Annotated in this window: 20 protein-coding genes; 8 read left to right on the top strand and 12 right to left on the bottom strand. The window is 64.0% G+C overall.

Annotated features, from left to right (window positions below; genetic code table 11):
* Positions 1–4 precede the first annotated feature (4 nt).
* The 4 genes from N436_RS24600 (at position 5) to N436_RS24580 (ending at position 4,921) form a co-directional block, all read left to right on the top strand.
* The gene (locus N436_RS24600) at positions 5–874 is read left to right on the top strand and encodes a LysR family transcriptional regulator (RefSeq protein ID WP_105946474.1); all 870 of its coding nucleotides are present in this window, start codon (positions 5–7) and stop codon (positions 872–874) included.
* A 218-nt stretch (positions 875–1,092) separates the two neighbouring features.
* On the top strand, positions 1,093–2,151 hold the full coding sequence (locus tag N436_RS24590; RefSeq protein ID WP_110742174.1) for a putative 2-aminoethylphosphonate ABC transporter ATP-binding protein: 1,059 nt from the start codon (positions 1,093–1,095) through the stop codon (positions 2,149–2,151).
* Between the two features lies 1 nt (position 2,152).
* Positions 2,153–3,877 (top strand): putative 2-aminoethylphosphonate ABC transporter permease subunit, encoded by a 1,725-nt coding sequence (locus N436_RS24585; RefSeq protein ID WP_110742173.1) that lies wholly within the window; start codon positions 2,153–2,155, stop codon positions 3,875–3,877.
* 18 nt (positions 3,878–3,895) lie between these two features.
* Positions 3,896–4,921 (top strand): putative 2-aminoethylphosphonate ABC transporter substrate-binding protein, encoded by a 1,026-nt coding sequence (locus N436_RS24580; protein ID WP_105946471.1) that lies wholly within the window; start codon positions 3,896–3,898, stop codon positions 4,919–4,921.
* Positions 4,922–5,044: 123 nt separating this feature from the next.
* On the opposite strand, the gene N436_RS24575 is transcribed toward N436_RS24580, so the two are convergent.
* Positions 5,045–6,409, bottom strand: coding sequence for a GTPase/DUF3482 domain-containing protein (locus N436_RS24575; RefSeq protein WP_110742172.1), 1,365 nt, complete (start codon positions 6,407–6,409; stop codon positions 5,045–5,047).
* Positions 6,402–7,793: a DUF2868 domain-containing protein gene (locus tag N436_RS24570; protein ID WP_110742171.1), complete on the bottom strand. Its 1,392-nt coding sequence runs from the start codon at positions 7,791–7,793 to the stop codon at positions 6,402–6,404. Before N436_RS24570 ends, N436_RS24575 begins: the two co-directional genes overlap by 8 nt.
* Positions 7,794–7,847: 54 nt before the next feature.
* Between N436_RS24570 and N436_RS24565 the strand changes: the two genes are divergently transcribed.
* Positions 7,848–8,363: a dihydrofolate reductase gene (locus tag N436_RS24565; protein ID WP_105946468.1), complete on the top strand. Its 516-nt coding sequence runs from the start codon at positions 7,848–7,850 to the stop codon at positions 8,361–8,363.
* A 60-nt stretch (positions 8,364–8,423) separates the two neighbouring features.
* Here N436_RS24565 and N436_RS24560 read toward each other — a convergent pair whose 3' ends face one another.
* Entirely contained in the window at positions 8,424–8,645 is a 222-nt protein-coding gene (locus N436_RS24560; RefSeq protein WP_105946467.1) for a hypothetical protein, read from the bottom strand.
* Between the two features lie 134 nt (positions 8,646–8,779).
* Positions 8,780–10,171 (bottom strand): L-cystine transporter, encoded by a 1,392-nt coding sequence (locus N436_RS24555; protein WP_110742170.1) that lies wholly within the window; start codon positions 10,169–10,171, stop codon positions 8,780–8,782.
* A gap of 244 nt (positions 10,172–10,415) precedes the next feature.
* Between N436_RS24555 and N436_RS24550 the strand changes: the two genes are divergently transcribed.
* Positions 10,416–11,471, top strand: coding sequence for a haloacid dehalogenase-like hydrolase (locus tag N436_RS24550; protein WP_110742169.1), 1,056 nt, complete (start codon positions 10,416–10,418; stop codon positions 11,469–11,471).
* 2 nt (positions 11,472–11,473) lie between these two features.
* Here N436_RS24550 and N436_RS28440 read toward each other — a convergent pair whose 3' ends face one another.
* The 3 genes from N436_RS28440 to N436_RS24540 form a co-directional block, all read right to left on the bottom strand.
* The gene (locus N436_RS28440; protein WP_146232451.1) at positions 11,474–11,752 is read right to left on the bottom strand and encodes a hypothetical protein; all 279 of its coding nucleotides are present in this window, start codon (positions 11,750–11,752) and stop codon (positions 11,474–11,476) included.
* 184 nt (positions 11,753–11,936) lie between these two features.
* Positions 11,937–13,778, bottom strand: coding sequence for a dihydroxy-acid dehydratase (gene ilvD, locus N436_RS24545; RefSeq protein ID WP_060544907.1), 1,842 nt, complete (start codon positions 13,776–13,778; stop codon positions 11,937–11,939).
* A gap of 271 nt (positions 13,779–14,049) precedes the next feature.
* Positions 14,050–15,246, bottom strand: coding sequence for a class I SAM-dependent rRNA methyltransferase (locus tag N436_RS24540; protein WP_060498080.1), 1,197 nt, complete (start codon positions 15,244–15,246; stop codon positions 14,050–14,052).
* 178 nt (positions 15,247–15,424) lie between these two features.
* Here N436_RS24540 and N436_RS24535 point away from each other — a divergent pair, with 178 nt between their 5' ends.
* Together N436_RS24535 and mutM are read left to right on the top strand one after the other, a co-directional pair.
* Positions 15,425–16,243, top strand: a complete 819-nt coding sequence (locus tag N436_RS24535; RefSeq protein ID WP_174244685.1) for an HDOD domain-containing protein — start codon at positions 15,425–15,427, stop codon at positions 16,241–16,243.
* Between the two features lie 3 nt (positions 16,244–16,246).
* Positions 16,247–17,059, top strand: a complete 813-nt coding sequence (gene mutM, locus N436_RS24530; RefSeq protein WP_016712536.1) for a bifunctional DNA-formamidopyrimidine glycosylase/DNA-(apurinic or apyrimidinic site) lyase — start codon at positions 16,247–16,249, stop codon at positions 17,057–17,059.
* 30 nt (positions 17,060–17,089) lie between these two features.
* Here mutM and N436_RS24525 read toward each other — a convergent pair whose 3' ends face one another.
* The 5 genes from N436_RS24525 to N436_RS24505 form a co-directional block, all read right to left on the bottom strand.
* Positions 17,090–17,341 (bottom strand): YfhL family 4Fe-4S dicluster ferredoxin, encoded by a 252-nt coding sequence (locus N436_RS24525; RefSeq protein ID WP_016489663.1) that lies wholly within the window; start codon positions 17,339–17,341, stop codon positions 17,090–17,092.
* A 108-nt stretch (positions 17,342–17,449) separates the two neighbouring features.
* On the bottom strand, positions 17,450–17,929 hold the full coding sequence (gene coaD / locus N436_RS24520; RefSeq protein ID WP_014861498.1) for a pantetheine-phosphate adenylyltransferase: 480 nt from the start codon (positions 17,927–17,929) through the stop codon (positions 17,450–17,452).
* A gap of 112 nt (positions 17,930–18,041) precedes the next feature.
* Positions 18,042–19,640 (bottom strand): GMC family oxidoreductase, encoded by a 1,599-nt coding sequence (locus N436_RS24515; RefSeq protein WP_110742168.1) that lies wholly within the window; start codon positions 19,638–19,640, stop codon positions 18,042–18,044.
* Between the two features lie 20 nt (positions 19,641–19,660).
* The gene (locus N436_RS24510) at positions 19,661–20,146 is read right to left on the bottom strand and encodes a twin-arginine translocation pathway signal protein (RefSeq protein ID WP_105946463.1); all 486 of its coding nucleotides are present in this window, start codon (positions 20,144–20,146) and stop codon (positions 19,661–19,663) included.
* 10 nt (positions 20,147–20,156) lie between these two features.
* Positions 20,157–21,587 carry a coniferyl aldehyde dehydrogenase gene (locus tag N436_RS24505; RefSeq protein ID WP_110742167.1) on the bottom strand — a complete coding sequence of 477 codons (1,431 nt, stop codon included), beginning with the start codon at positions 21,585–21,587 and terminating at the stop codon, positions 20,157–20,159.
* Positions 21,588–21,699 lie beyond the last annotated feature (112 nt).

The raw sequence follows: 21,699 nt of genomic DNA, 5'->3' as shown, positions 1-21,699 counted from the left end.
GTGCATGCTGAGTTCGGAGCTGAAAGCCTTCTACATGGTGGCCCGCCTGGGCAGCATCACCCTGGCGGCGAAGAAGCTCGGGCTCAGCCAGCCCACGGTGACCACGCAGATCCGCAACCTGGAAAGCCAGTACGCGGTCGAGCTGTTCTACCGTGGCGGGCGGCGCCTGGTGTTGAGTGAAGAGGGCGTGCGCCTGCTGCCGATGGTCAAGGCGCTGCTGCAGCAAGAGGCCGATATCGAGTTCGAGCTGCGCAACAGTGGCCAGGCACAGGGCAGCCTGCGTATTGCCGCCACGGCGCCTTACTACATTCTCGACCTGGTGAAGATCTACCGCGAACGCCTGCCGCAAGTGGAGGTGGCGGTGGAGATCGGCAACTCGCAGCAAGTGCTGGAAATGCTTGAAGACTACCGGGTGGATATCGCCGCTTCGTCGCAGCTGGTGGAGGATGCCCGGTTGGTGCGGCGGGTGCTGGGCACGGATCCATTGGTTGTGGCGGTGCATCGCAACCACCCGTTGGCCCACCGCCAGGCGGTGTCCATCGACGTGGTGGCCGGGCATTGCCTGCTGATGCGCGAGAAGGGCTCGACCACGCGCAAGCTGACCGAGCAGATGATGCAGGAGGCCGGGGTGAAGGCCGGGGCTTTGCTGGAGATCGGCAGCCGTGAGTCGATCCGCGAGGCAGTGCTGCGCAATATCGGTATCAGCGTGATTGCCCGGCATGAGGTGCCGCATAACCCTGAATTGCGGGTGCTGGCGCTGGAAGATGCGCCGGTGATGCATGAGTATTTGTATTGCCTGAAGGAGCGGCGCCAGGCCCGCTTGCCGGCTGCATTCCTGGGGGTGGCGCAGGAAGTGGCTGGTTCGCACTTCTAGATTTGTTTGGGCTTCTTCGCGGGCTTGCCCGCTCCCACAGGTACTGCGCAGCCTTCAGATGCGGCGCGATCCCTGTGGGAGCGGGCAAGCCCGCGAAGAGGCCCTCTCAGGCCACTACAAAATCTGCCTATATCACTATCATCGACTTTTGCCCAAACGCCACAGAACCTTCGCACAGCCTTCCTAGCATGGCCCCATCTCTTCGATGAGGCCCTGCCATGAACCACGCCACCCCCGGCGCACAGATGAAAGTGCGCAATATCCACAAGCGCTTTGGTGCCTTTACGGCGCTCAACGATGTCTCGCTGGACATCGCCGCCGGCGAGCTGGTGTGCCTGCTCGGCCCGTCCGGCTGTGGCAAGACCACGCTGCTGCGCTGCATCGCCGGCCTGGAGCGCCAGGACCGCGGCACGCTGTACATCGGCGAGCGCGATATTTCCGAGCTGCCGCCCCAGGCCCGTGATTACGGCATCCTGTTCCAGTCCTATGCGCTGTTCCCCAACCTCACCGTCGAGGCCAACATTGCCTATGGCCTGACTGGCAGTGGCCGCGAGCAGGCCCGTCAGCGGGTGGCTGAAATGCTTGAACTGGTAGGCCTTTCTGGCAGCGAGAAGAAGTACCCCGGCCAGCTCTCCGGTGGCCAGCAGCAACGCGTGGCCCTGGCCCGTGCGCTGGCACCGTCACCCTCGCTGTTGCTGCTCGATGAGCCCATGTCGGCGCTGGACGCACGGGTGCGCGAGCACTTGTGCACCGAACTGCGCCAGCTGCAACGCCAACTGGGCATTACCACCTTGATGGTCACCCACAATCAGGACGAGGCCATGCTGATGGCTGACCGTATTGCGGTGATGAACAACGGCCAGGTTGAGCAGTACGCCACCCCACAGGAAATCTACGACCAGCCGGCCACACCGTTCGTCGCCGAGTTCGTTGGCCAGGGCAACTGGCTGCCGTTCCAGCGCAACGGTGACAGCCATGCCCAGGTCGGCGCCATGAGCATGCGTCTGGCGCCGGGCTCGGCCCAGGCCAGCAGCGGCCGGTTGTTCTGCCGCCCGGAGGCAATCACGGTCAACCCGATGGTGCACGAGGAAAACCTGTTCCCGGCCATGGTCCACGAGATTACGTTCCTGGGTAACCGCTGCCGCATGAGCTTCGAACTCAAAGCCCTGCCTGGCCATGCCCTGCTGGCTGAACTGGCCCCCGAGGCCATGCCGCGCCTGGGCTCGCAGGACATCTGGGTGGCCCTGCCGCCGCAGAGCCTGCAGGTGTTTGCCTGAGATGGCCGCGCCAATGTCCCTGCCGCTGAGCCAGGCCAACGCCGCGCCACGTACTGGCGTCGCCCTGGGTGACCGGTTGTTCGTCGTCGGCGGCAAGAGCCTGCTGCTGATCCTTCTGGTGCTGGCTGTGCTGATGCCACTGCTGGCGATTTTCTGGCGTGGCTTCAGCGCTGACGCGGGCCAGGGTGGCGGCCTGCTGGCAGCCCGCGAACTGTTCGCCAGCGACAACTTCCACTGGTTGCTGGGCAACAGCCTGTCGGTGGCGTTCACCGTGGCGGCCATCGTGGTGCCGCTGGCGTACCTGTTCGCCTATGCGCTGCAACGCACGCGGATCCCGGGCAAGGGCGTATGGCGGGGGATTTCCCTGCTGCCGCTGCTGGCGCCGTCGATGCTGCCGGCCATCGCGCTGGTCTACCTGTTCGGTAACCAGGGGCTGCTGCGCGGGTTGCTCAGCGACAACATTTACGGCTTCTGGGGCATCGTGCTGGGCGAGGCTATCTACACCTTCCCGCATGCGCTGATGATCCTGCTGTCGGCGCTGTCGTTGGCCGATGCCCGGCTGTTCGATGCGGCCTCCAGCATGGGCGCCGGCCCGTGCCGGGCGTTTACCAGCATCACCTGGCCAGCCACGCGGCAAGCGGTATTCGCGGCGTTCTGCCTGGTGTTCACCCTGACCATCACCGACTTTGGTGTACCGGTCGTGGTCGGTGGTGACTATCAGGTACTGGCGCTGGAGGCCTACAAGGCGGTGGTGGGCCAGCAGCAGTTCGGCCGTGGCGCGTTGATCGGCATGGTGCTGCTGCTGCCGGCACTGTTCAGCTTCACGGTCGATGCCTGGCTGCGTCGGCGCCAGGGCGAAGCCATGAGCGGCCGTGCCCAGGTGTTCGAGCCCAAGCCATCGCGCAGCCGAGATGCCTGCTTCCTGGCCATCGTGCTGCTGGTGTGCGCGGCGTTGCTGCTGGTGATCGGCATGGCGGTGTATTCCTCGCTGGTCACCTTCTGGCCGTACAACCTGTCGTTGTCGCTGCGCCATTACATGTTCGAAGACACCGCAGGTGGCGGCTGGCTGGCTTATCGCAACAGCGTGACCATGGCCATTGGCACTGCGCTGATCGGCAGCGTCGTCATCTTCACCGGTGCTTACCTGATGGAGAAAACCCAGGGCCAGCGCCTGCTCAACCAGATGCTGCGCCTGCTCAGTTTCATCCCCATGGCTGTACCTGGCCTGGTGCTGGGCCTGGGCTACGTCTTCTTCTTCAACCTGAACGGCAACCCGCTGCATGTGCTGTATGGCGGCATGGGGCTGCTGGTGGTGTGCACCATTGCGCACTACCTGACCACCGCGCAGATGACCGCAACCACGGCACTGCGCCAGCTCGACGGCGAGTTCGAGGCCGCCGCGCTGTCGCTGAAGGCACCGCTGTACAAGCACTTCGTGCGGGTGACCGTGCCGATTTGCCTGCCGGCACTGCTGGACATCATCCGCTACCTGTTCGTGTCGGCCATGACCACCGTGTCGGCGGCGATCTTCCTGTACAGCCCCGACACCATTCTGGCCGCCGTCGCCGTGCTGAACATGGACGACGCCGGCAACGTGGGGGGTGCTGCTGCCATGTCCACCCTGATTCTGCTGACCAGTGCCGGCGCTTCACTGCTGCTGGCCGCAGCCTCACGCGGCCTGCTGCGCCGCTCCCAAGCCTGGCGCCAACGCGCCGCGACCGTCTGACTTGTAAGGAACCTACCCATGTACAAGCACCTTGCACTTGCCGCTGCCGTTTCTGCCGTGTTCAGCCTGCAGGCTTCGGCCGCCGGTACCCAGCTGACGGTCTACACCGCCCTGGAAGCCGAACAGCTGAAGAGCTACAAGCAGGCCTTCGAAAAGGCCAACCCGGACATCGAGATCAAGTGGGTACGCGACTCCACCGGCATCATCACCGCCAAGCTGCTGGCCGAGAAAGACCGCCCGCAAGCTGACGCCGTGTGGGGCTTGGCGGCGTCCAGCCTGGCCGTTCTCGACCAGAACGGCATGCTTGAAGCCTACGCGCCAAAAGACCTGGGCAAGATCGCCGCCAACTACCGCGATGCCGCCAACCCACCGGCCTGGGTGGGCATGGACGTGTGGGCCGCGACCATCTGCTTCAATACCATTGAGGCCGAGAAGCAGGGCCTGAGCAAACCGGTGAGCTGGCAGGACCTGACCAAGCCGGAATACAAGGGCAAGATCGTCATGCCCAACCCGGCCTCGTCCGGCACCGGTTTCCTCGACGTGAGCGCCTGGCTGCAGACTTTCGGCGAGCCGCAGGGCTGGGCCTACATGGACGCGTTGCACCAGAACATCGGGCAGTACGTTCACTCCGGCTCCAAGCCATGCAAGCTGGCGGCAGCGGGCGAGTTCCCGATCGGTATCTCGTTCGAATACCCGGCCGTGCAGCTCAAGCGCCAGGGCGCGCCGCTGGACATCGTGCTGCCGAAGGAAGGCCTGGGTTGGGAGATCGAGGCGACTGCGGTGATCAAGGGCTCGCCCAAGGCGGATGCGGCCAAGCGTTTGGCTGATTTCTCGGCCAGTCCGGCGGCCATGGAGTTGTACAAGGAGAACTTCGCGGTGTTGGCTGCGCCGGGGATCGCTAAGCCGCAGACCGAGTTGCCAGCGGACTATGAGCAGCGCCTGATCAAGAACGACTTTGCCTGGGCCTCGAAGAATCGCGACCAGATTCTGGCTGAATGGCGCAAGCGTTATGACGGCAAGTCGGAGAAGGTGGCTCAGCAGTAACCAGCACTTTGCAGGGGCGGCCTCTTCGCGGGCAAGCCCGCTCCCACAGGATCACCACAGGGCTGAATGCTGTGCAGTACCTGTGGGAGCGGGCTTGCCCGCGAAGAGGCCAGACCTGCTCACTCAAAATTGTGAAACCAGCGCCTCCAGCTGTTCCTGCCGTTCAGCCTGATTCAGCTTCGCCCCTGGATTGAGGGTGGACCACTGCGGATGTGCCCGCGCCTTGACCAGCGCCTCTGGCAGTTTGCCCTCGCGCCAGGCCTTTTCATCCAGCTCTCCCAGCCTGATGCTGTCCTGCGCCGCATGCCCGCGGTTGTCCAGCGCAACCATCAACTGCTGCTGACGCAAGGCCAGCAAGCGCAATACCGTGTCGTCCACGGTCAGCTCGCGTTTGCCCTTTAGCTTGCTCATCAACCGCGAACCATAGTTGCGTGCCGTCTGCAGCGCGCCACCGGCAATTGCACCTGCCAAGGCCGCTGCACCGAGGGTAAGGCCGCCAACCAGCAAATCAACCCCGGCACCGGCGGCCGCCCCGGCCGCCACACCGCTGCCCAGGCGTACGCCCAGCAGCTTCAGGGTTTCGGGGTTGAACAGGTCGTCACCCCAGCGGCCATCCAGCAAAGGCAGGTCGCTGGCATGGGCGTCTTCGCGGCGGAAGGCATACAGTTTGAGCAGTGCCTCGACGCAGCGCTGCTCCCGCTGACGTATGTCCCGGCGTAGCGCTTCGATGGCCCGGGCTTCGGCCGCCGGCTCAGCCTCGACACTGCGCCGGCAGGCCGCGCAGTCCAGCAGCAGCTCGGCGATCAGGCGCTTGCCACTGTGCTGGCGGGCCAGGCGCTGCGCCTGCTGGTCGTCGATCAGCCGCTGCAGGGCCGGGCGGGCGTCTTCCAGCAACAGGGCCAAACTCTCATACAAACGCCGCTCGCCATCCTCGGGCGGGGCCACGCTGTCGAACCGCACCAACGCGTGAAGCCCAAGCCGGGCCAGGGCTTCACGCCATTGCGGCTCGCGGTGCTGGTGGCTGGCGACGAAGTTGAGCACCGGCAGCAACGGCTTGCCGCAGCTGGCCAGCACTTCCAGCTCGTCGCGGTATTTGGCCAACACCGGCTCACGCGCATCGATCACGTACAGGCCGGCATTGCTGGCCAGCAGCTGGCGCAGCACCTTGGCCTCCTGCTCGAAACGCTGGCGTGCCTCGCTGCCCTGCAGAAACCGCTCCAGGCGGGCCGGGCCGTCCAGGCGCTCGCCCGGGCGCTCCAGGCGTTCGAGGTAGTCGAGCAAGGCGATGGCATCTTCCAGGCCCGGTGTGTCGTACAGCTCCAGCAAGGGTTCGCCGTCCACCGACAGGCGCGCACCTTCCACATGGCGGGTGGTGCTGGGGCGGTGGGAGACTTCGCCAAAGCCGACGTCACGGGTGAGGGTGCGCAGCAGCGAGGTCTTGCCGACGTTGGTGTGGCCGACCACGGCCAGTTTCAGCGGCTCAGTCATGGCCATGCTCCAGCCAGGTCAATGGCGAGGTGTCGGCGTGCGCCAGGCCAAGGCGGTCGAGGGCTTCGTGCCAGTCACCCAGGCGCTGGGCATCGAGCGCCTGACCAGGCGCGGCCTGTAATAGCCAGATTCGAGTCGCACCGGCATTGCGCGCCAGTTCGGCGAGCAGCGCCAGGCTGCCGCGGTCGGGTGAGCGCCGTGGGTCGCAGGCGATGGCCAGGCGAGCAGGCGGGAAGCGGCCAAGTTGTTCAAGCAGGCGGTTGCGCGATTCGCGGCTGTCGAGCACACCGGCATCGATCACGTTTTTGGGCAGGGCGGGCGGCCAGGGGCGCTGGTCGTCCAGTTCCAGGCCGACCAGCAGGGCACCGCTGCTGCCGCTTTCCAGCTGGCCGGCGGCAAACTGTGGCAAGGCCTCGGGGGCCGCGTCCTGCACGCCGATGCGCTCGCTGCGGGGCATGAGCGCATCACGCAGGTGCGCGTAGCCGGGCAGGCTAAGGTCCAGCGTCAGGCGCTCGCGGCCCTGGCGCCAGCGCCACAGGCACAACGCGGCCAGCAGCAAGCGCGGCAGCAGGCCATACACCAGCACTACGCCAAGCAGCCAGCTGGCCCAGGCCTGGCGGGCCAGGTCCAGCGCGGGCAAGGTGTCGCCGCTGGCGCGGATCATGGCCTCGTCGGGTACGGCAAAGCCCAGCAGCGAGGGCAGGGCGCCCAGCGCCTGGGTCAGGTGGATGAACGGGTCGGCGGCAAGCAGCGTGGTTTCCCAGACAAAGCCATAACGCCGGGTAGCCAGCAAGGCCAGCAGCATGCCCAGCGCGGTGAGCATCGCCAGCAGCCACAGGCCGTGTACCAGCAGGCCGAGCAACCAGCGGTTGAGGCGCTGGCGTTGCAGCAGCACCAGCAGTGCAGGTGCCAGGTGCGCGGCCTTGGCATCGCGGGCAAGGCGTTCGCTAAGCCATAGCCACAGGCGGCCCAGCCCCGTGCCGTGGTCTCCACTGATGGCAAAGCCGACGGCCCAGCCCAGCAGCATCAGCAGGTTCAGCCCGAGCAGACTGCCCAAGGCCCAGAATACGTTGACCGGCCGTTGCCCATCGCCCAGGGCGGCCAGCGCCATGCCTGCGCCGCTGAGCACGGCCAGCAGCAACAAGGCCAGCAGCGCCAGGCGCGCACCCTGCTTCCAGTGGTGCAAGGCGACAGTCATGCCGTCGCGTTCGGCCAGGCACAGCGCACGGGTTTCGATACGGGCCGCCAGGTCGCCGCCCAGTTGGCGGGCGCGGCGGTTGGCCTCCTGGTCTTCCAGAGGGCCGGCATGTTCTTCACGCAGGCGTACCGCTTCGGTGAGCCAGCGCTTGTCCAGTGAAGTGGGTGCAGTCACAAGGTCTTCCATTGCACAGGTCAGGGCAGAAGCATAACCCACACGCCCGGTGCTATCCTCGCTGGCATGAATACATCACTCCCCCTCAGCCTGATCGCGGCATACGCTGAAAACCGCGTGATCGGCATCGACAACTCCATGCCCTGGCATTTGCCGGGGGATTTCAAATACTTCAAGGCCACCACCCTGGGCAAGCCGATCGTCATGGGGCGCAAGACCTGGGACTCGCTGGGGCGGCCACTGCCCGGGCGGTTGAACATCGTCGTCAGCCGCCAGCCGGGGCTTGAGCTGGCTGGCGCCGAGGTGTTCGCGTCGCTTGAAGAGGCGCTGGTGCGGGCCGAACAGTGGGCGCGTGAGCAAGGCGTTGATGAGCTGATGCTGATCGGCGGGGCGCAGCTGTATGGGCAGGCGCTGGAGAAAGGGCTGGTCAGCCGCATGTACCTGACGCGGGTGGAAATGGCACCGGAAGGAGATGCTTGGTTTCCTGCGTTTGATGAGGGACAGTGGACGCTGGCGTCGAGCCAGGCCCAGGTGGAAGCGGGTAAGCCGGCTTACCACTTCGAGGTATGGGACAAGGTTTGAGATTGCCGGGGCTGCTGTGCAGCCCATCGCCGGCAAGCAGCGCAAGGTGGGCGGTGGTGCTCAGCTGAGCAGCTTGATGATCAGTGCGGTCACCGTCGCCACCGTGGTGACGAAACCGACGGCGATGGCAACCGGGTACCAGAAGGTCTCGCGGGTCATCTTGACGGCCTCGGCATTCAGCTTGCGTGTCTCGGCCATCAGTTTGTCGACTTCGACGCGAATCTTGGCCACCTCAATGCGAAGCTTTTCGGCTTCGGCCTGGGTCATGTCGTACTGGGGCATGGGTGTTGCCTTTCCCTCGGAGTGTTCGCTAAGGCGAGCTAGCAGTATAGCGATGCTGCCAGCCGCCTGTTGCCCACTTCCCATGCCATTGCGTTACGGGATATTGGGGCTGTATGGCAGCCCCGGGTGATCCGTCAGGTATGGCTCAACTCGGCATGCTCATCGCCCGCCAGCACAGCCTTGTCGGTCTCTTTCAACAACTGACTGGTCACCACGCCCGCCGTCATCGAACCGTTCACGTTCAATGCCGTACGGCCCATGTCGATCAGCGGCTCCACCGAAATCAGCAGCGCCACCAGTTCCACCGGCAAGCCCATGGCCGGCAGCACGATCAATGCAGCAAAGGTGGCCCCGCCGCCCACGCCGGCAACCCCTGCCGAACTCAGGGTGACGATGGCCACCAGGGTGGCGATCCACAGCGGGTCGAAGGTATCGATGCCTACCGCCGGCGCCACCATCACCGCCAACATGGCTGGGTAGAGGCCGGCGCAACCGTTCTGGCCAATGGTGGTGCCGAACGAGGCGCTGAAGCTGGCGATGGATTGCGGCACGCCCAGGCGACGGGTTTGCGCCTCGATGTTCAACGGAATGCTGGCGGCGCTGGAGCGGCTGGTGAAGGCGAAGGTCAGCACCGGCCACACCTTGCGGAAGAAGCGCAGCGGGCTCACGCCAGTGGCGGCGAGGATGATGCCGTGCACCACGAACATCAGCGCCAGGCCCAGGTACGACACCACCACGAAGCTACCCAGCTTGAGGATGTCTTCCATGTTCGAGCTGGCCACGACCTTGGTCATCAACGCCAGCACGCCATATGGGGTCAGTTTCATCACCACCCGCACCAGGCGCATCACCCAGGCTTGCAGGGTGTCGATGGCCGACAGGGCACGTTCGCCTTTCTCGGCATCGTCCTTGATCAGCTGCAAGGCCGCCAGGCCGATAAACACGGCAAAGATCACCACGCTGATGATCGAAGTCGGCTTGGCCCGCGCCAGGTCACCCACCGGGTTGCTGGGGATGAACGACAGCAGCAGTTGCGGGATGTTGAGGTCGGCGACCTTGCCGGCATAGTCGCTGTGGATAACCAGCATGCGTGCGCTTTCCTGGGCGCCGGCCACCAGGCCTTCGGCGCTGAGGCCGAACAGGTTGGTCAGCACGATGCCGATCAGCGCGGCAATGGCGGTGGTCAGCAGCAGGGTGCCGATGCTCAGCACGCTGATGCGGCCCAGCGAAGAGGCATTGTGCAGGCGTGCCACGGCGCTGAGGATCGAGGCGAAGATCAGCGGCATGACGATCATCTGCAACAGGCCGACATAGCCGTTGCCGACCAGGTCGAGCCAGGCGATGGTGGCCTTGAGCACCGGGTGGCCAGCGCCGTAGACCGTGTGCAGGGCAAGGCCGAAGAGCACACCCAGCACCAGGCCCAGCAGCACTTTCTTGGCCAGGCTCCAGTCGGTGCGGCGGGTTTGTGCCAGGCCCAGCAGCAGGGCCAGGAACGCCAGCAGGTTAAGAGACAGCGGCAGGTTCATTGAAGCTCCAGCGAAAAAAAGCAAAGGAAGCATCGCCTCTGTGAGCGATTGCGAACGGAAATGCTAACAGGCTGAAAACAAACGAATTTATATCCAAATGGAATGTGCATAGTCGTTTATGGAATAACGACGTGTCGCAGATTGCAATGAACACGGCGTTTGCAGCTGCATGGAGGTCGTTATCGAGGGCCGTTGGCGGGGAATGTTGCACTAGCGTTTCCGGGTCATTTCAGGAGATTCGTACATGAAGCGCGCCCCTAAAACCGTGGCCCTCGGCCTGTCCCTGCTGTTCAGTATCGAAACCTTCGCCACCGAGCTCAAGCATTGGCCTGCAGAAGCAGCCAAACAGCTCGACAGCATGATTGCCGCGAATGCCAACAAAGGTAATTACGCGGTGTTCGACATGGACAACACCAGCTACCGCTATGACCTGGAAGAGGCCCTGCTGCCATTCATGGAAAACAAGGGGCTGCTGAGCCGCGACAAGCTTGAGCCGTCGTTGAAGCTGATGCCGTTCAAGGACACCGCCGAGCACAAGGAAAGCCTGTTCAGCTACTACTACCGGTTGTGCGAAGTTGACGACATGGTCTGCTATCCGTGGGTGGCTCAGGTGTTCTCGGGCTTTACCCTGAAGGAGCTGAAGGTGCAGGTGGATGAGCTGATGGCTTCTACCAAGCCGATCCCCAGCACTTACTACGAAGGCGACCAAGTCAAGACTATTGAGGTACAGCCACCCAAGGTCTTCAAGGGCCAGGCCGAGCTTTACAACAAGCTGATGGAGAACGGCATCGAGGTGTACGTGATCTCGGCGGCTTCGGAAGAGCTGGTGCGCATGGTCGCGTCAGACCCCAAGTACGGCTACAACGTGAAGCCGCAGAACGTGATTGGCGTGAGCCTGCTGCTCAAGGACCGCGCCAATGGCCAGCTGACCACGGCACGCAAGCAGATCAGCGCCGGGCACTATGACGCCAAGGCCAACGAAGGGCTGGAACTGACCCCGTACCTGTGGACCCCGGCCACCTGGATGGCGGGCAAGCAGGCGGCGATCCTCACCTACATCGATGAATGGAAGAAGCCGGTGCTGGTGGGCGGCGACACGCCAACCAGTGATGGCTACATGCAGTTTCATGGGGTGGATGTGGGCAAGGGCGGCATCCACCTGTGGATAAACCGCAAGGCCAAATACATGGACCAGCTCAATGGCATGATTGCCAGAAATGCCGCCGCTCAGGCCAAGGAAGGGTTGCCGGTGACGGCGGACAAGAACTGGGTGATCGTGACGCCGGAGCAGATTCAGTAGGCTCATGGTACGTGTACCGTGATTCGATAACTGCCGCTGGAAACACGTTTGCCGTAGCGGTCGTGGATGGCAAACGTGTGACCGGCCTGGGTCTCTTGATGAATGACCGTGGCGTACTCGCCAGAGAAAATGTTCTTGGCTTGCAAATGGGCAGGAGGTGCGTTTGATGGGGGGATGGCGCTGGGGCAATCCGTAAAAACCAAACGCCCTTGTTCGGCATCCCAGGCATGGCGACAACCAGGTACATGTACCGAGCCCCTGAAACTGATGGCTCCGGTCATTGCACGCTCCTGACCTTGGGTAGAGGTGGGTACCAGGCATACGTACCCTATGGTCACGCTGTACAGCAGGCTTTTCCAGCTCATGGCTGCCATTGCCCCCTAAGGCTGCTTTTTAGGCAGTATGGGAGCAGAAAAGCAAAAAAAACCGGCGCACGGGGCGCCGGTTGGTGTTTTCAGACGCTTCTTACAGGCCTTCCAACATAGCCTTGTTGCGCACAGCACCCTTGTCGGCACTGGTCGCCAGCAGGGCATAGGCCTTCAGCGCGGTGGTCACCTTGCGTGGGCGTACTTCGGCAGGCTTCCAGCCCTTCTTGTCCTGTTCGACGCGGCGTTCGGCCAGCTCTTCGTCGCTGACCAGCAGGTTGATCGAACGGTTAGGGATGTCGATCAGCACCTTGTCGCCGTCACGCACCAGGCCGATGGCGCCACCCGCAGCAGCTTCTGGCGAGGCGTGGCCGATCGACAGGCCCGAGGTACCACCCGAGAAGCGGCCGTCGGTGAGCAGGGCGCAGGCCTTGCCCAGGCCTTTGGACTTCAGGTACGAGGTCGGGTACAGCATTTCCTGCATGCCCGGGCCGCCTTTCGGGCCTTCGTAGCGGATGATCACGATGTCGCCGGCCTTCACTTCGTCAGCGAGGATGCCGCGTACGGCGCTGTCCTGGCTTTCGAAGATTTTCGCGGTGCCTTCGAACACGTGGATCGACTCGTCGACACCGGCGGTTTTCACCACGCAACCGTCGAGGGCGATGTTGCCGTACAGCACGGCCAGGCCGCCTTCTTGCGAATAAGCGTGCTCGAAGCTGCGGATGCAGCCGTTTTCGCGGTCGTCATCCAGGGTTTCCCAACGGGTCGACTGGCTGAACGCGGTCTGGGTCGGGATGCCGGCAGGGCCTGCCTTGAAGAAGGTGTGCACGGCTTCGTCATCGGTCTGGGTGATGTCCCATTTGGCGATGGCTTCTTCCATGCTGCGGCTGTGCACGGTCGGCAGGTCGGTGTGCAGCAGGCCGCCACGGGCCAGCGAACCGAGGATGCTGAAGATGCCGCCGGCGCGGTGCACGTCTTCCATGTGGTACTTCTGGATGTTCGGCGCCACTTTGCACAGCTGCGGCACTTTGCGCGACAGGCGGTCGATGTCGCGCAGGTCGAACGCCACCTCGCCTTCCTGGGCGGCGGCCAGCAGGTGCAGGATGGTGTTGGTCGAACCGCCCATGGCGATGTCGAGCATCATGGCGTTTTCGAACGCCTTGAAGTTGGCGATGCTGCGCGGCAGCACCGACTCATCGTTTTCGCCGTAGTAGCGCTTGCACAGCTCGACGATGGTGCGGCCGGCGGTGAGGAACAGCTGCTCGCGGTCGGCGTGGGTGGCCAGGGTCGAACCGTTGCCCGGCAGGGCCAGGCCCAGTGCTTCGGTCAGGCAGTTCATCGAGTTGGCGGTGAACATGCCGGAGCACGAACCACAGGTCGGGCAGGCGCTGCGCTCGTATTCGGCGACTTTTTCGTCGGAGGCCGTGGAGTCGGCAGCGATGACCATGGCATCGACAAGGTCCAGGCCGTGGCTGGCCAGTTTGGTCTTGCCGGCTTCCATCGGGCCGCCGGAAACGAAGATCACCGGGATGTTCAGGCGCAGGGCGGCCATCAGCATGCCGGGGGTGATCTTGTCGCAGTTGGAAATGCACACGATGGCGTCGGCGCAGTGGGCGTTGACCATGTATTCCACGGCGTCGGCAATGATCTCGCGGCTTGGCAGCGAGTACAGCATGCCGTCGTGGCCCATGGCGATGCCGTCATCGACCGCGATGGTGTTGAATTCCTTGGCCACGCCACCGGCGCGCTCGATCTCGCGGGCAACCAGCTGGCCCAGGTCCTTCAGGTGCACGTGGCCCGGGACGAACTGGGTGAACGAGTTGGCGATGGCGATGATCGGTTTCTTGAAGTCTTCGTCCTTCATCCCGGTGGCGCGCCACAGGGCACGGGCGCCGGCCATGTTGCGGCCTTGGGTGGAAGTCTTGGAACGATAATCAGGCATGAAACACTCCTGGCGGCTTAATCAGGTCACAAAAAGGGGAGTGAGCTTCTCTTGTCCTTTGCGCCGCAGGCCGGTTGCCACTGGCACGGATGAGGCCGAAGACCGCGCGGGATCGCCGCGTGCTTGGCCAGAGCTCATAAACCCGCCGGGGATGACTGGCGATGAATAGGCCGATTCTACACCGCTGGCGCGGCGAGGGAATGCAGATGTGGATGGTTGGCGGGGAGTTTGCGGCAGGAAAGGGCCGCTGGGCGGCCCTTTTTAGCAGAGATCAGCTGTTTGGCAGCAAGCGGCAGGTGATGCTCTTGATGTAGCGGGTCTCGGCAATGGCCGGGTGCACCGGGTGGTCCGGGCCTTGGCCGCCGCGCTCGAGCAGCTGCATGTTGCGGTCCAGGTGGCGGGCGCTGGTCAGCAGGATGTTGTGCAGGTCGTCCTCGGGCAGGTGCATCGAGCACGAGGCACTGACCAGAATGCCGTCCTTGCTCAGCATGCGCATGGCCTGCTCGTTCAGGCGGCGGTAGGCCGCTTCACCGTTCTTCAGGTCTTTCTTGCGCTTGATGAAGGCGGGTGGGTCGGCAATGATCACGTCGAAGCGCTCTTCGGCGGCCTTCAGTTCGCGCAGGGCCTCGAACACGTCGCCTTCGATGCAGGTCAGTTTCTCGCTGATGCCGTTGAGTGCCGCGTTGCGCTCCACGCCATCCAGGGCGAAGCCCGAAGCATCGACACAGAACACTTCGCTGGCGCCGAATGCACCCGCTTGCACGCCCCAGCCACCGATGTAGCTGAACAGGTCGAGTACACGCTTGCCTTTTACATAGGGGGCCAGGCGTGCACGGTTCATGCGGTGGTCGTAGAACCAGCCGGTCTTCTGGCCTTCACGCACCGGGGCTTCGAACTTGACGCCGTTCTCTTCCAGCGGCACCCAGTCCGGTACTTCGCCGTAGACGGTTTCGACATAGCGCTGCAAGCCTTCGGCATCACGCGCGGCGGAGTCGTTCTTGAACAGGATGCCGCTTGGCTTGAGCACTTGAACCAGGGCGGCGATTACGTCGTCCTTGTGCGCTTCCATGGTGGCCGAGGCCAGCTGCACCACGAGGATGTCGAAGAAGCGGTCGACCACCAGGCCCGGCAGCAGGTCGGAGTCGCCATAGACCAGGCGGTAGCACGGCTGGTCGAACAGGCGCTCGCGCAGCGACAGGGCGACGTTCAGGCGGTGAACCAGCAGCGACTTGTCCAGCGGCAGCTTGATGTCGCGCGACAGCAAGCGGGCGCAGATCAGGTTGTTCGGGCTGAGTGCAACGATGCCCAGAGGCTTGCCGTTGGCTGCCTCGAGAACAGCCTGCTGACCGGCCTGGAAGCCTTGCAGCGGGGTCGCGCTGACGTCGACTTCGTTGCTGTAGACCCACAGGTGGCCGGCGCGCAGACGGCGGTCGGCATTGGCTTTGAGGCGAAGGCTGGGCAGGGACATGACGTCGCTCCGGGAAAAAAGAGCGGGAGTATAACCTGTTGGCCCGCACTTCTGTTCGAGGCGCGACAAAGCGCTTGCGCACTCAACTGGGTTAGAATCCCCCGTCCTAAACGAGTGTGCACGTATGTCCCAAGAACTCAGCGCCGAACAGATCCAGCAAGCCTTGCAAGGCATCACCATCCCGCCGCAACCGCAGATCATGGTTGACCTGCAGTTCGAGCAGTACATGCCTGACCCGGACCTGGAAACCATCGCCAAGCTGATTTCCCAGGACCCGGGCCTCTCCGGCGCCTTGCTCAAACTGGTTAACTCGCCGCACTTCGGCCTGTCCAACAAGATCGGCTCGATCCAGCGCGCGGTGAACCTGCTGGGCAGCCGTTCGATCATCAACCTGATCAACGCCCAGTCGATCAAGGGCGAGATGAGCGACGAGACCATCGTTACCCTCAACCGCTTCTGGGATACCGCCCAGGACGTGGCGAACACCTGCCTGACCCTGGCCAAGCGCACCGGTATCCAGGCTGCGGACGAGGCGTACACTCTGGGCTTGTTTCATGACTGCGGCGTGCCTTTGATGCTCAAGCGCTTCCCCAATTACATGGAGGTGCTGGAGGAGGCCTACGCCAAGGCCGGCGAAGAAACGCGCGTGGTCGATACTGAAAACCATACGTTCAACACCAACCATTCGGTGGTCGGCTATTTCACCGCCAAGTCCTGGCGCCTGCCCGAGCACCTTAGCGCGGCCATCGCCAACCACCATAACGCCTTGGCGGTGTTTCGCGACGAGAGTTCGCGCAATACCCAGAGCCAGCTGAAAAACCTGCTGGCGGTGTTGAAGATGGCCGAGCACATTTGCGCGTCCTACCGGGTGCTGGGCAACCAGGCGGTGGACCATGAATGGAATGTGGTGGGCCCGCTGGTGCTCGATTACATTGGGTTGTCGGAATACGATTTCGAAAACCTCAAGCAGAACATTCGCGAGCTGGGCGGGCACTGACACATGCCGGAATTGCCAGAAGTAGAAACCACCCGGCGCGGTATTGCGCCGCACCTGGAAGGCCAACGCGTCAGCCGTGTGGTGGTGCGCGACCGGCGCCTGCGCTGGCCCGTTCCGGAAGACCTGGATGTACGCCTGTCGGGGCAGCGCATTGTCAGCGTTGAGCGCCGTGCCAAGTACCTGTTGATCAACGCCGAAGTCGGCACGTTGATAAGCCACCTTGGCATGTCGGGCAACCTGCGGCTGGTCGAGCTGGGCTTGCCGGCGGCCAAGCATGAACATGTCGATATCGAGCTGGAGTCGGGGCTGATGCTGCGCTACACCGACCCGCGCCGCTTTGGGGCCATGCTGTGGAGCCTGGACCCGCTGAACCACGAACTGCTGCTACGCCTTGGGCCAGAGCCGTTGACCGACCTGTTCGATGGCGAACGCCTGTTCCAGTTGTCGCGCGGGCGGTCGATGGCGGTCAAGCCCTTCATCATGGACAACGCAGTGGTGGTGGGGGTGGGCAACATCTACGCCACCGAGGCACTGTTTGCCGCAGGGATTGATCCACGCCGCGAGGCGGGCGGGATTTCCCGGGCGCGCTACCTGAAGCTGGCGATCGAGATCAAGCGGGTGCTGGCGGCGGCAATCGAGCAAGGGGGCACCACCCTGCGCGACTTTATCGGGGGCGATGGGCAGCCGGGGTACTTCCAGCAGGAATTGTTCGTCTATGGTCGCGGCGGGCAGCCGTGCAAGGTGTGTGGCACGGAGTTGCGCGAGGTGAAGCTGGGGCAGCGGGCGAGCGTGTACTGCCCGCGTTGCCAGCGCTGAGGCAAGGGCGAGGCCTTTGCCTGGTGATGGTCAGTCCTTGCCGGTAATGCGGCGGTACTTGGCCATCAGCTGTTCTTCGGTTTCCGGGTGGGCTTCATCCAGCGGGATGCAGTCGACCGGGCAGACCTGCTGGCACTGCGGCTCGTCGTAGTGGCCCACGCACTGGGTGCACAGGTTAGGGTCGATCACGTAGATCTCTTCGCCTTGGGAGATGGCCTCGTTCGGGCACTCGGGTTCGCAGACGTCGCAGTTGATGCAATCGTCGGTGATGATCAGGGACATGGGGACTCCGGCCGGGGCTCACCGCCCGGGCATGTTCAACGCAATGGGCACAATTGTGCCGCATTCGCGCCCGCAGTGCACGCGGGCGCGACAATCAGGCGATCAGGCTTACTTCTTGAAGCGTTCGGTCAGCGCCTCGGCCACCACCGGATGGACGAATTTGCTGATATCCCCACCCAGTGCGGCAATTTCCCGGACCAACGTCGAGGAAATGAACGAATAACGTTCCGAAGGCGTGAGGAACAGGCTCTCGACATCGGGGGCCAGTTGCCGGTTCATGTTGGCCAGCTGGAACTCGTACTCGAAGTCGGACACGGCACGCAGGCCACGCAGGAAGACGTTGGCGCCCTGTTCCTTGGCGAAATGCGCCAACAGGGAAGAGAAGCCGATGACTTCGACATTGGGCAGGTGCTTGGTGACCTCACGGGCGAGCTCCACCCGTTGTTCCAGCGGGAACAGGGGGTTTTTCTTCGGGCTGGCCGCCACTGCGATGATCACATGGTCGAACAGCCGCGAAGCGCGCTCGACCAGGTCGCCATGGCCTTTGGTAATGGGGTCGAAAGTACCCGGGTACAACACTCGGTTCATCGCGTCATCCTGGCTGGAGTGCGTTGGGGAGTCGGATGGTAGCGCAGCGACGGCGCCCCGGCCAAGTCATGCGGCCGGCTGATGGCACTATAGACAGGGGGCGTATTCGTTGTCATGCGTTGCGTGCCAGGCGGGCGACCAGTGCTTCGGTGAGCCTGGCGCTGATGGCATACACCGAGAGTTGCGGGTTGGCGCCGATGCTGGTGGGGAACAGCGAACCGTCGTGGACGGACAGGTTTTCCAGCTGGTGGTGACGGCCCAGGCTGTCACACACCGCTTGGCGCGGGTCTTCGCCCAGCGCACAGCCCCCCATCACATGGGCACTGCCCAGGCGTGTGCGGAAGGGTTCCAGGCGCAACGTGTCGATCATGGCCAAGGCCTGTTCCAGGCTGGACGTGGCGCTGGCATCGCTGTGCACGGGGGTGACCTGGGTAGCGCCGGCGGCAAACTGGATCTGCGCCATGCTGCGATAGGCGCGGCGCAAGCCGTCGCGCAGGTAGTCGGTGACCGGGTAATCGAGCACCGGTGAGACATCGCCACGCAGCTCCACGGCACCGCCCTGGCTCTCGGGGTGGAAGCCATCGCGCAGCAGCGCCAACATCACATGGGTGTGCGGCAACTCGGCCATACGCTGGGCGTTTTCCTGTCCGTGCCCACCCAGCAGGGTGCTGGCCAGGGCCGGGTGCAACGGCGGCACTTCCAGTTTGTAGCCGACCGGGCCATCCGTGCCGCCTTGCCACTGGAAGTGGTCGCTGTAGATGGACTGCGGGGCGCCATAGTAGGGGTCGATCCGGTCCTTGAAGCGCGCAGCGCTGAAGTTCACCAGGTGCAGGAAGGTGCGCTTGCCCAGGCGACCATGGGGGTCCGGTGCGTCGGAACGCAGCAGCAGGGCCGGGCTGTTGATGCCGCCGCCAGCGAGCAGGTAATGGCGCGCGCGGACGCTGACCTGCCTGCCGGTGGGGTGTATGCCTCGGGCATCCAGGGCCTGGCATGTGAGGCTCTGGATGCGCTCGCCGTTGTGGGTGAAGCGCTCGGCCCGGGCCAGGTACAGCAGTTCGCCGCCATGGTCGAGGGTGGCGGGAATACGGGTTACCAACATCGATTGCTTGGCATTCACCGGGCAGCCCATGCCGCAGTAGCCCAGGTTCCAGCAGCCGCGTACGTTGCGCGGGATAATCGCCCAGCGATAACCCAACTGTTCGCAGCCTTGGCGCAGTACGTCGTTGTTGGCATTGGGTGGCATGGCCCATGGCGTAATGCCCAGTTCCTGCTCCGTGCGTTCGAACCAGGGGCGTAGGTCATCTTCGCCCAGGCCGCTCACGCCGTGTGCCGAGGCCCAGTGGGCCAGCGTCTGCGGCGGGGTACGAAAGCTCGACGTCCAGTTCACCAGCGTGGTGCCGCCAACGGCGCGGCCTTGCAGGATGGTGATGGCGCCATCCTTGCTCATGCGCCCCAGGCCCTCCTGGTACAGGCTGGCGTAGGCTTCGCTCTCCAGCAGGTGGAAGTCGCTGCTGGTCTTGAGCGGGCCTTCTTCGATCAGCAGCACCTTGAAACCGGCGGCGCTGAGCATTTGTGCGCTGGTGGCACCGCCGGCACCGCTGCCAATCACGGCAATATCGGCCTCCAGCAAAAGGTCGTGCTCCAGGCGTGACGCGTCATGGGTGATCCAGCCGCGTTCGAGGCCTTGGCGAAACGGGTCGGCTACAGGCATTGGCGATGCTCTTGTTGTTTTCAGATTTTCGGTGGGCCCGGGTAACCGCAGGCGGCCCAGGACTCGGGGCGTTCGTACCAGGCCATTTGCAGCAGCTGCAGCAATGAAGCGTGGCCCATGCGCAGCAGGTTCAGTGAGTTGTCCTGCCAACGTTGCAGGAAGGCTGTGACTTGGGTGGGGCTGGCCTGTTCCCAGGCGCCCCAGACGCCGGTCAACGGGCCACGGGTAAGCGGCAGGCTGAGCACGTCGAACAGTTGCCGGGTGAGCTTGAGCATTTCCGGCGACAAGGCCGCCAGCTTGTGGTCGAGGCTGTGCAGCACCGATTTATCGGTGGCCAGCGTGCCGGCCAGCACCACCGGGATCAGCGCACGCAGCAGTGGCAGGTCGTCGTCGCGCAGTAGTTGGTAACCCTGTGCGCTGGTTTGCGCGGCGCAGCCGACCAGGCCGGCTGCACTCAGAAAGATGCTGGCACCAAGGCTGAAACGCAGCAGGTCACGACGGTGCATAGGCTGCCCCTCAGCGGATGAACAGCTTGTAGACCAGGCGCTGCAAGGCTTTGCCATAAGGCGGGTAGATCAGCCGCGCGGCGTTGAAACGTTGCTTGGCCAGCACGGCCTTGGCCTTGCTGAAGGTCAGGAAACCGTCGTGGCCATGGTAGTGGCCCATGCCCGAGGGGCCGATGCCGCCGAAGGGCAGGTCGTCCTGGGCCACATGCAGCAGGGTGTCGTTCAGGCACACGCCGCCGGAGTGGGTGTGGCGCAGCACGCGTTCCTGCCCGGCCCGGTCATACCCGAAGTAGTAAAGCGCCAGCGGGCGCGGGCGTTGGTTGATGTAGGCCAGCGCCTGGTCGAGGCTGTCGTAGGGCACCAGCGGCAGCAGCGGGCCGAAGATTTCGTCCTGCATCACCTGCATGTCGTCACTCACCTCCAGCAGCAGGTGTGGTGGCAGGCGTCGGCCTTGGCGGGGCTCGCCAGGGTACAGGTCGAGCACTTGCGCACCTTTTGCGCGGGCATCCTCCAGCAGGTGCTGCAAGCGCTGCAGCTGGCGCGGGTTGATGATGGCGGTGTAGTCAGGGTTGTCGGCGACGCGCGGGTACAGGCGCTGAACGGCGCGCTGGTAGGCGTCGCTGAAGGCCGCCAGCCGATCACGTGGCACCAGCACATAGTCGGGGGCGACGCAGGTCTGGCCGGCGTTGAGGGTTTTGCCGAAGGCGATGCGCTCGGCGGCGGTGTCCAGGGGCACGTCGTCCGACACGATGGCGGGCGACTTGCCGCCCAGTTCCAGGGTGACCGGCGTCAGGTTCTGCGCCGCAGCCAGCATCACCTGGCGGCCCACGCTGGTGGCGCCGGTGAACAGCAGGTGGTCGAAGGGCAGGCGGGCGAAGGCCTGGCCCACCTCGACCTCGCCGAGTACCACGCTGACCAGGTCGCAGGGGAATACCCGTTCCAGTATTTGCTTCAAAGCCTGGCCACTGGCGGGTGTGGCTTCGCTGAGTTTGAGCATGACCCGGTTACCGGCAGCCAGCGCGCACGTCAGCGGGCCGATGGCGAGGAATAGCGGGTAGTTCCACGGCACGATGATGCCGACCACCCCCAGCGGTTGGTATCGCACCTGCGCGCTGGCTGGCTGGAAGGCCAGGCCAACGCGTCGCCGGCTGGCGCGCATCCAGCGCTGCAGGTGTTTTTCGGCGTGGCGCAGGCCCTGTATCGAGGGCAGCAACTCGGCCAGCAAGGTCTCGTCGGCGCTGCGTCCGGTAAAGTCCTCGCTGATGGCCTCGATCAGCTCATCCTGGCTGGCCAACAGGGCTTCACGCAGGCTTTTCAGCCATTGCCGGCGCTGGGCGGCCGGTGGCAGGGGGTTACCTGCAAAGGCCTGGCGCTGGGCTGCGAAAAACGCTGCAAGGTCGAGGTCGGATTGCACAGGGGGCAAGGCACTGGGCGAGTTCATGGCGGTGTCGAGTCCGGGCAGGGAATCTCTAGAGCCTATACTCTAATTTGCACGATGGTGCGAATTTTTCCACACGTTCGAACGGTGCATTCCACCTGCAATACGCCGTAAG

Source organism: Pseudomonas sp. RV120224-01b (genome assembly GCF_003208145.1).
Lineage (GTDB): Bacteria > Pseudomonadota > Gammaproteobacteria > Pseudomonadales > Pseudomonadaceae > Aquipseudomonas > Aquipseudomonas monteilii.
Note: the sequence above shows the minus strand (reverse complement) of the source record. Positions and strands in the feature narration are given on the sequence as shown.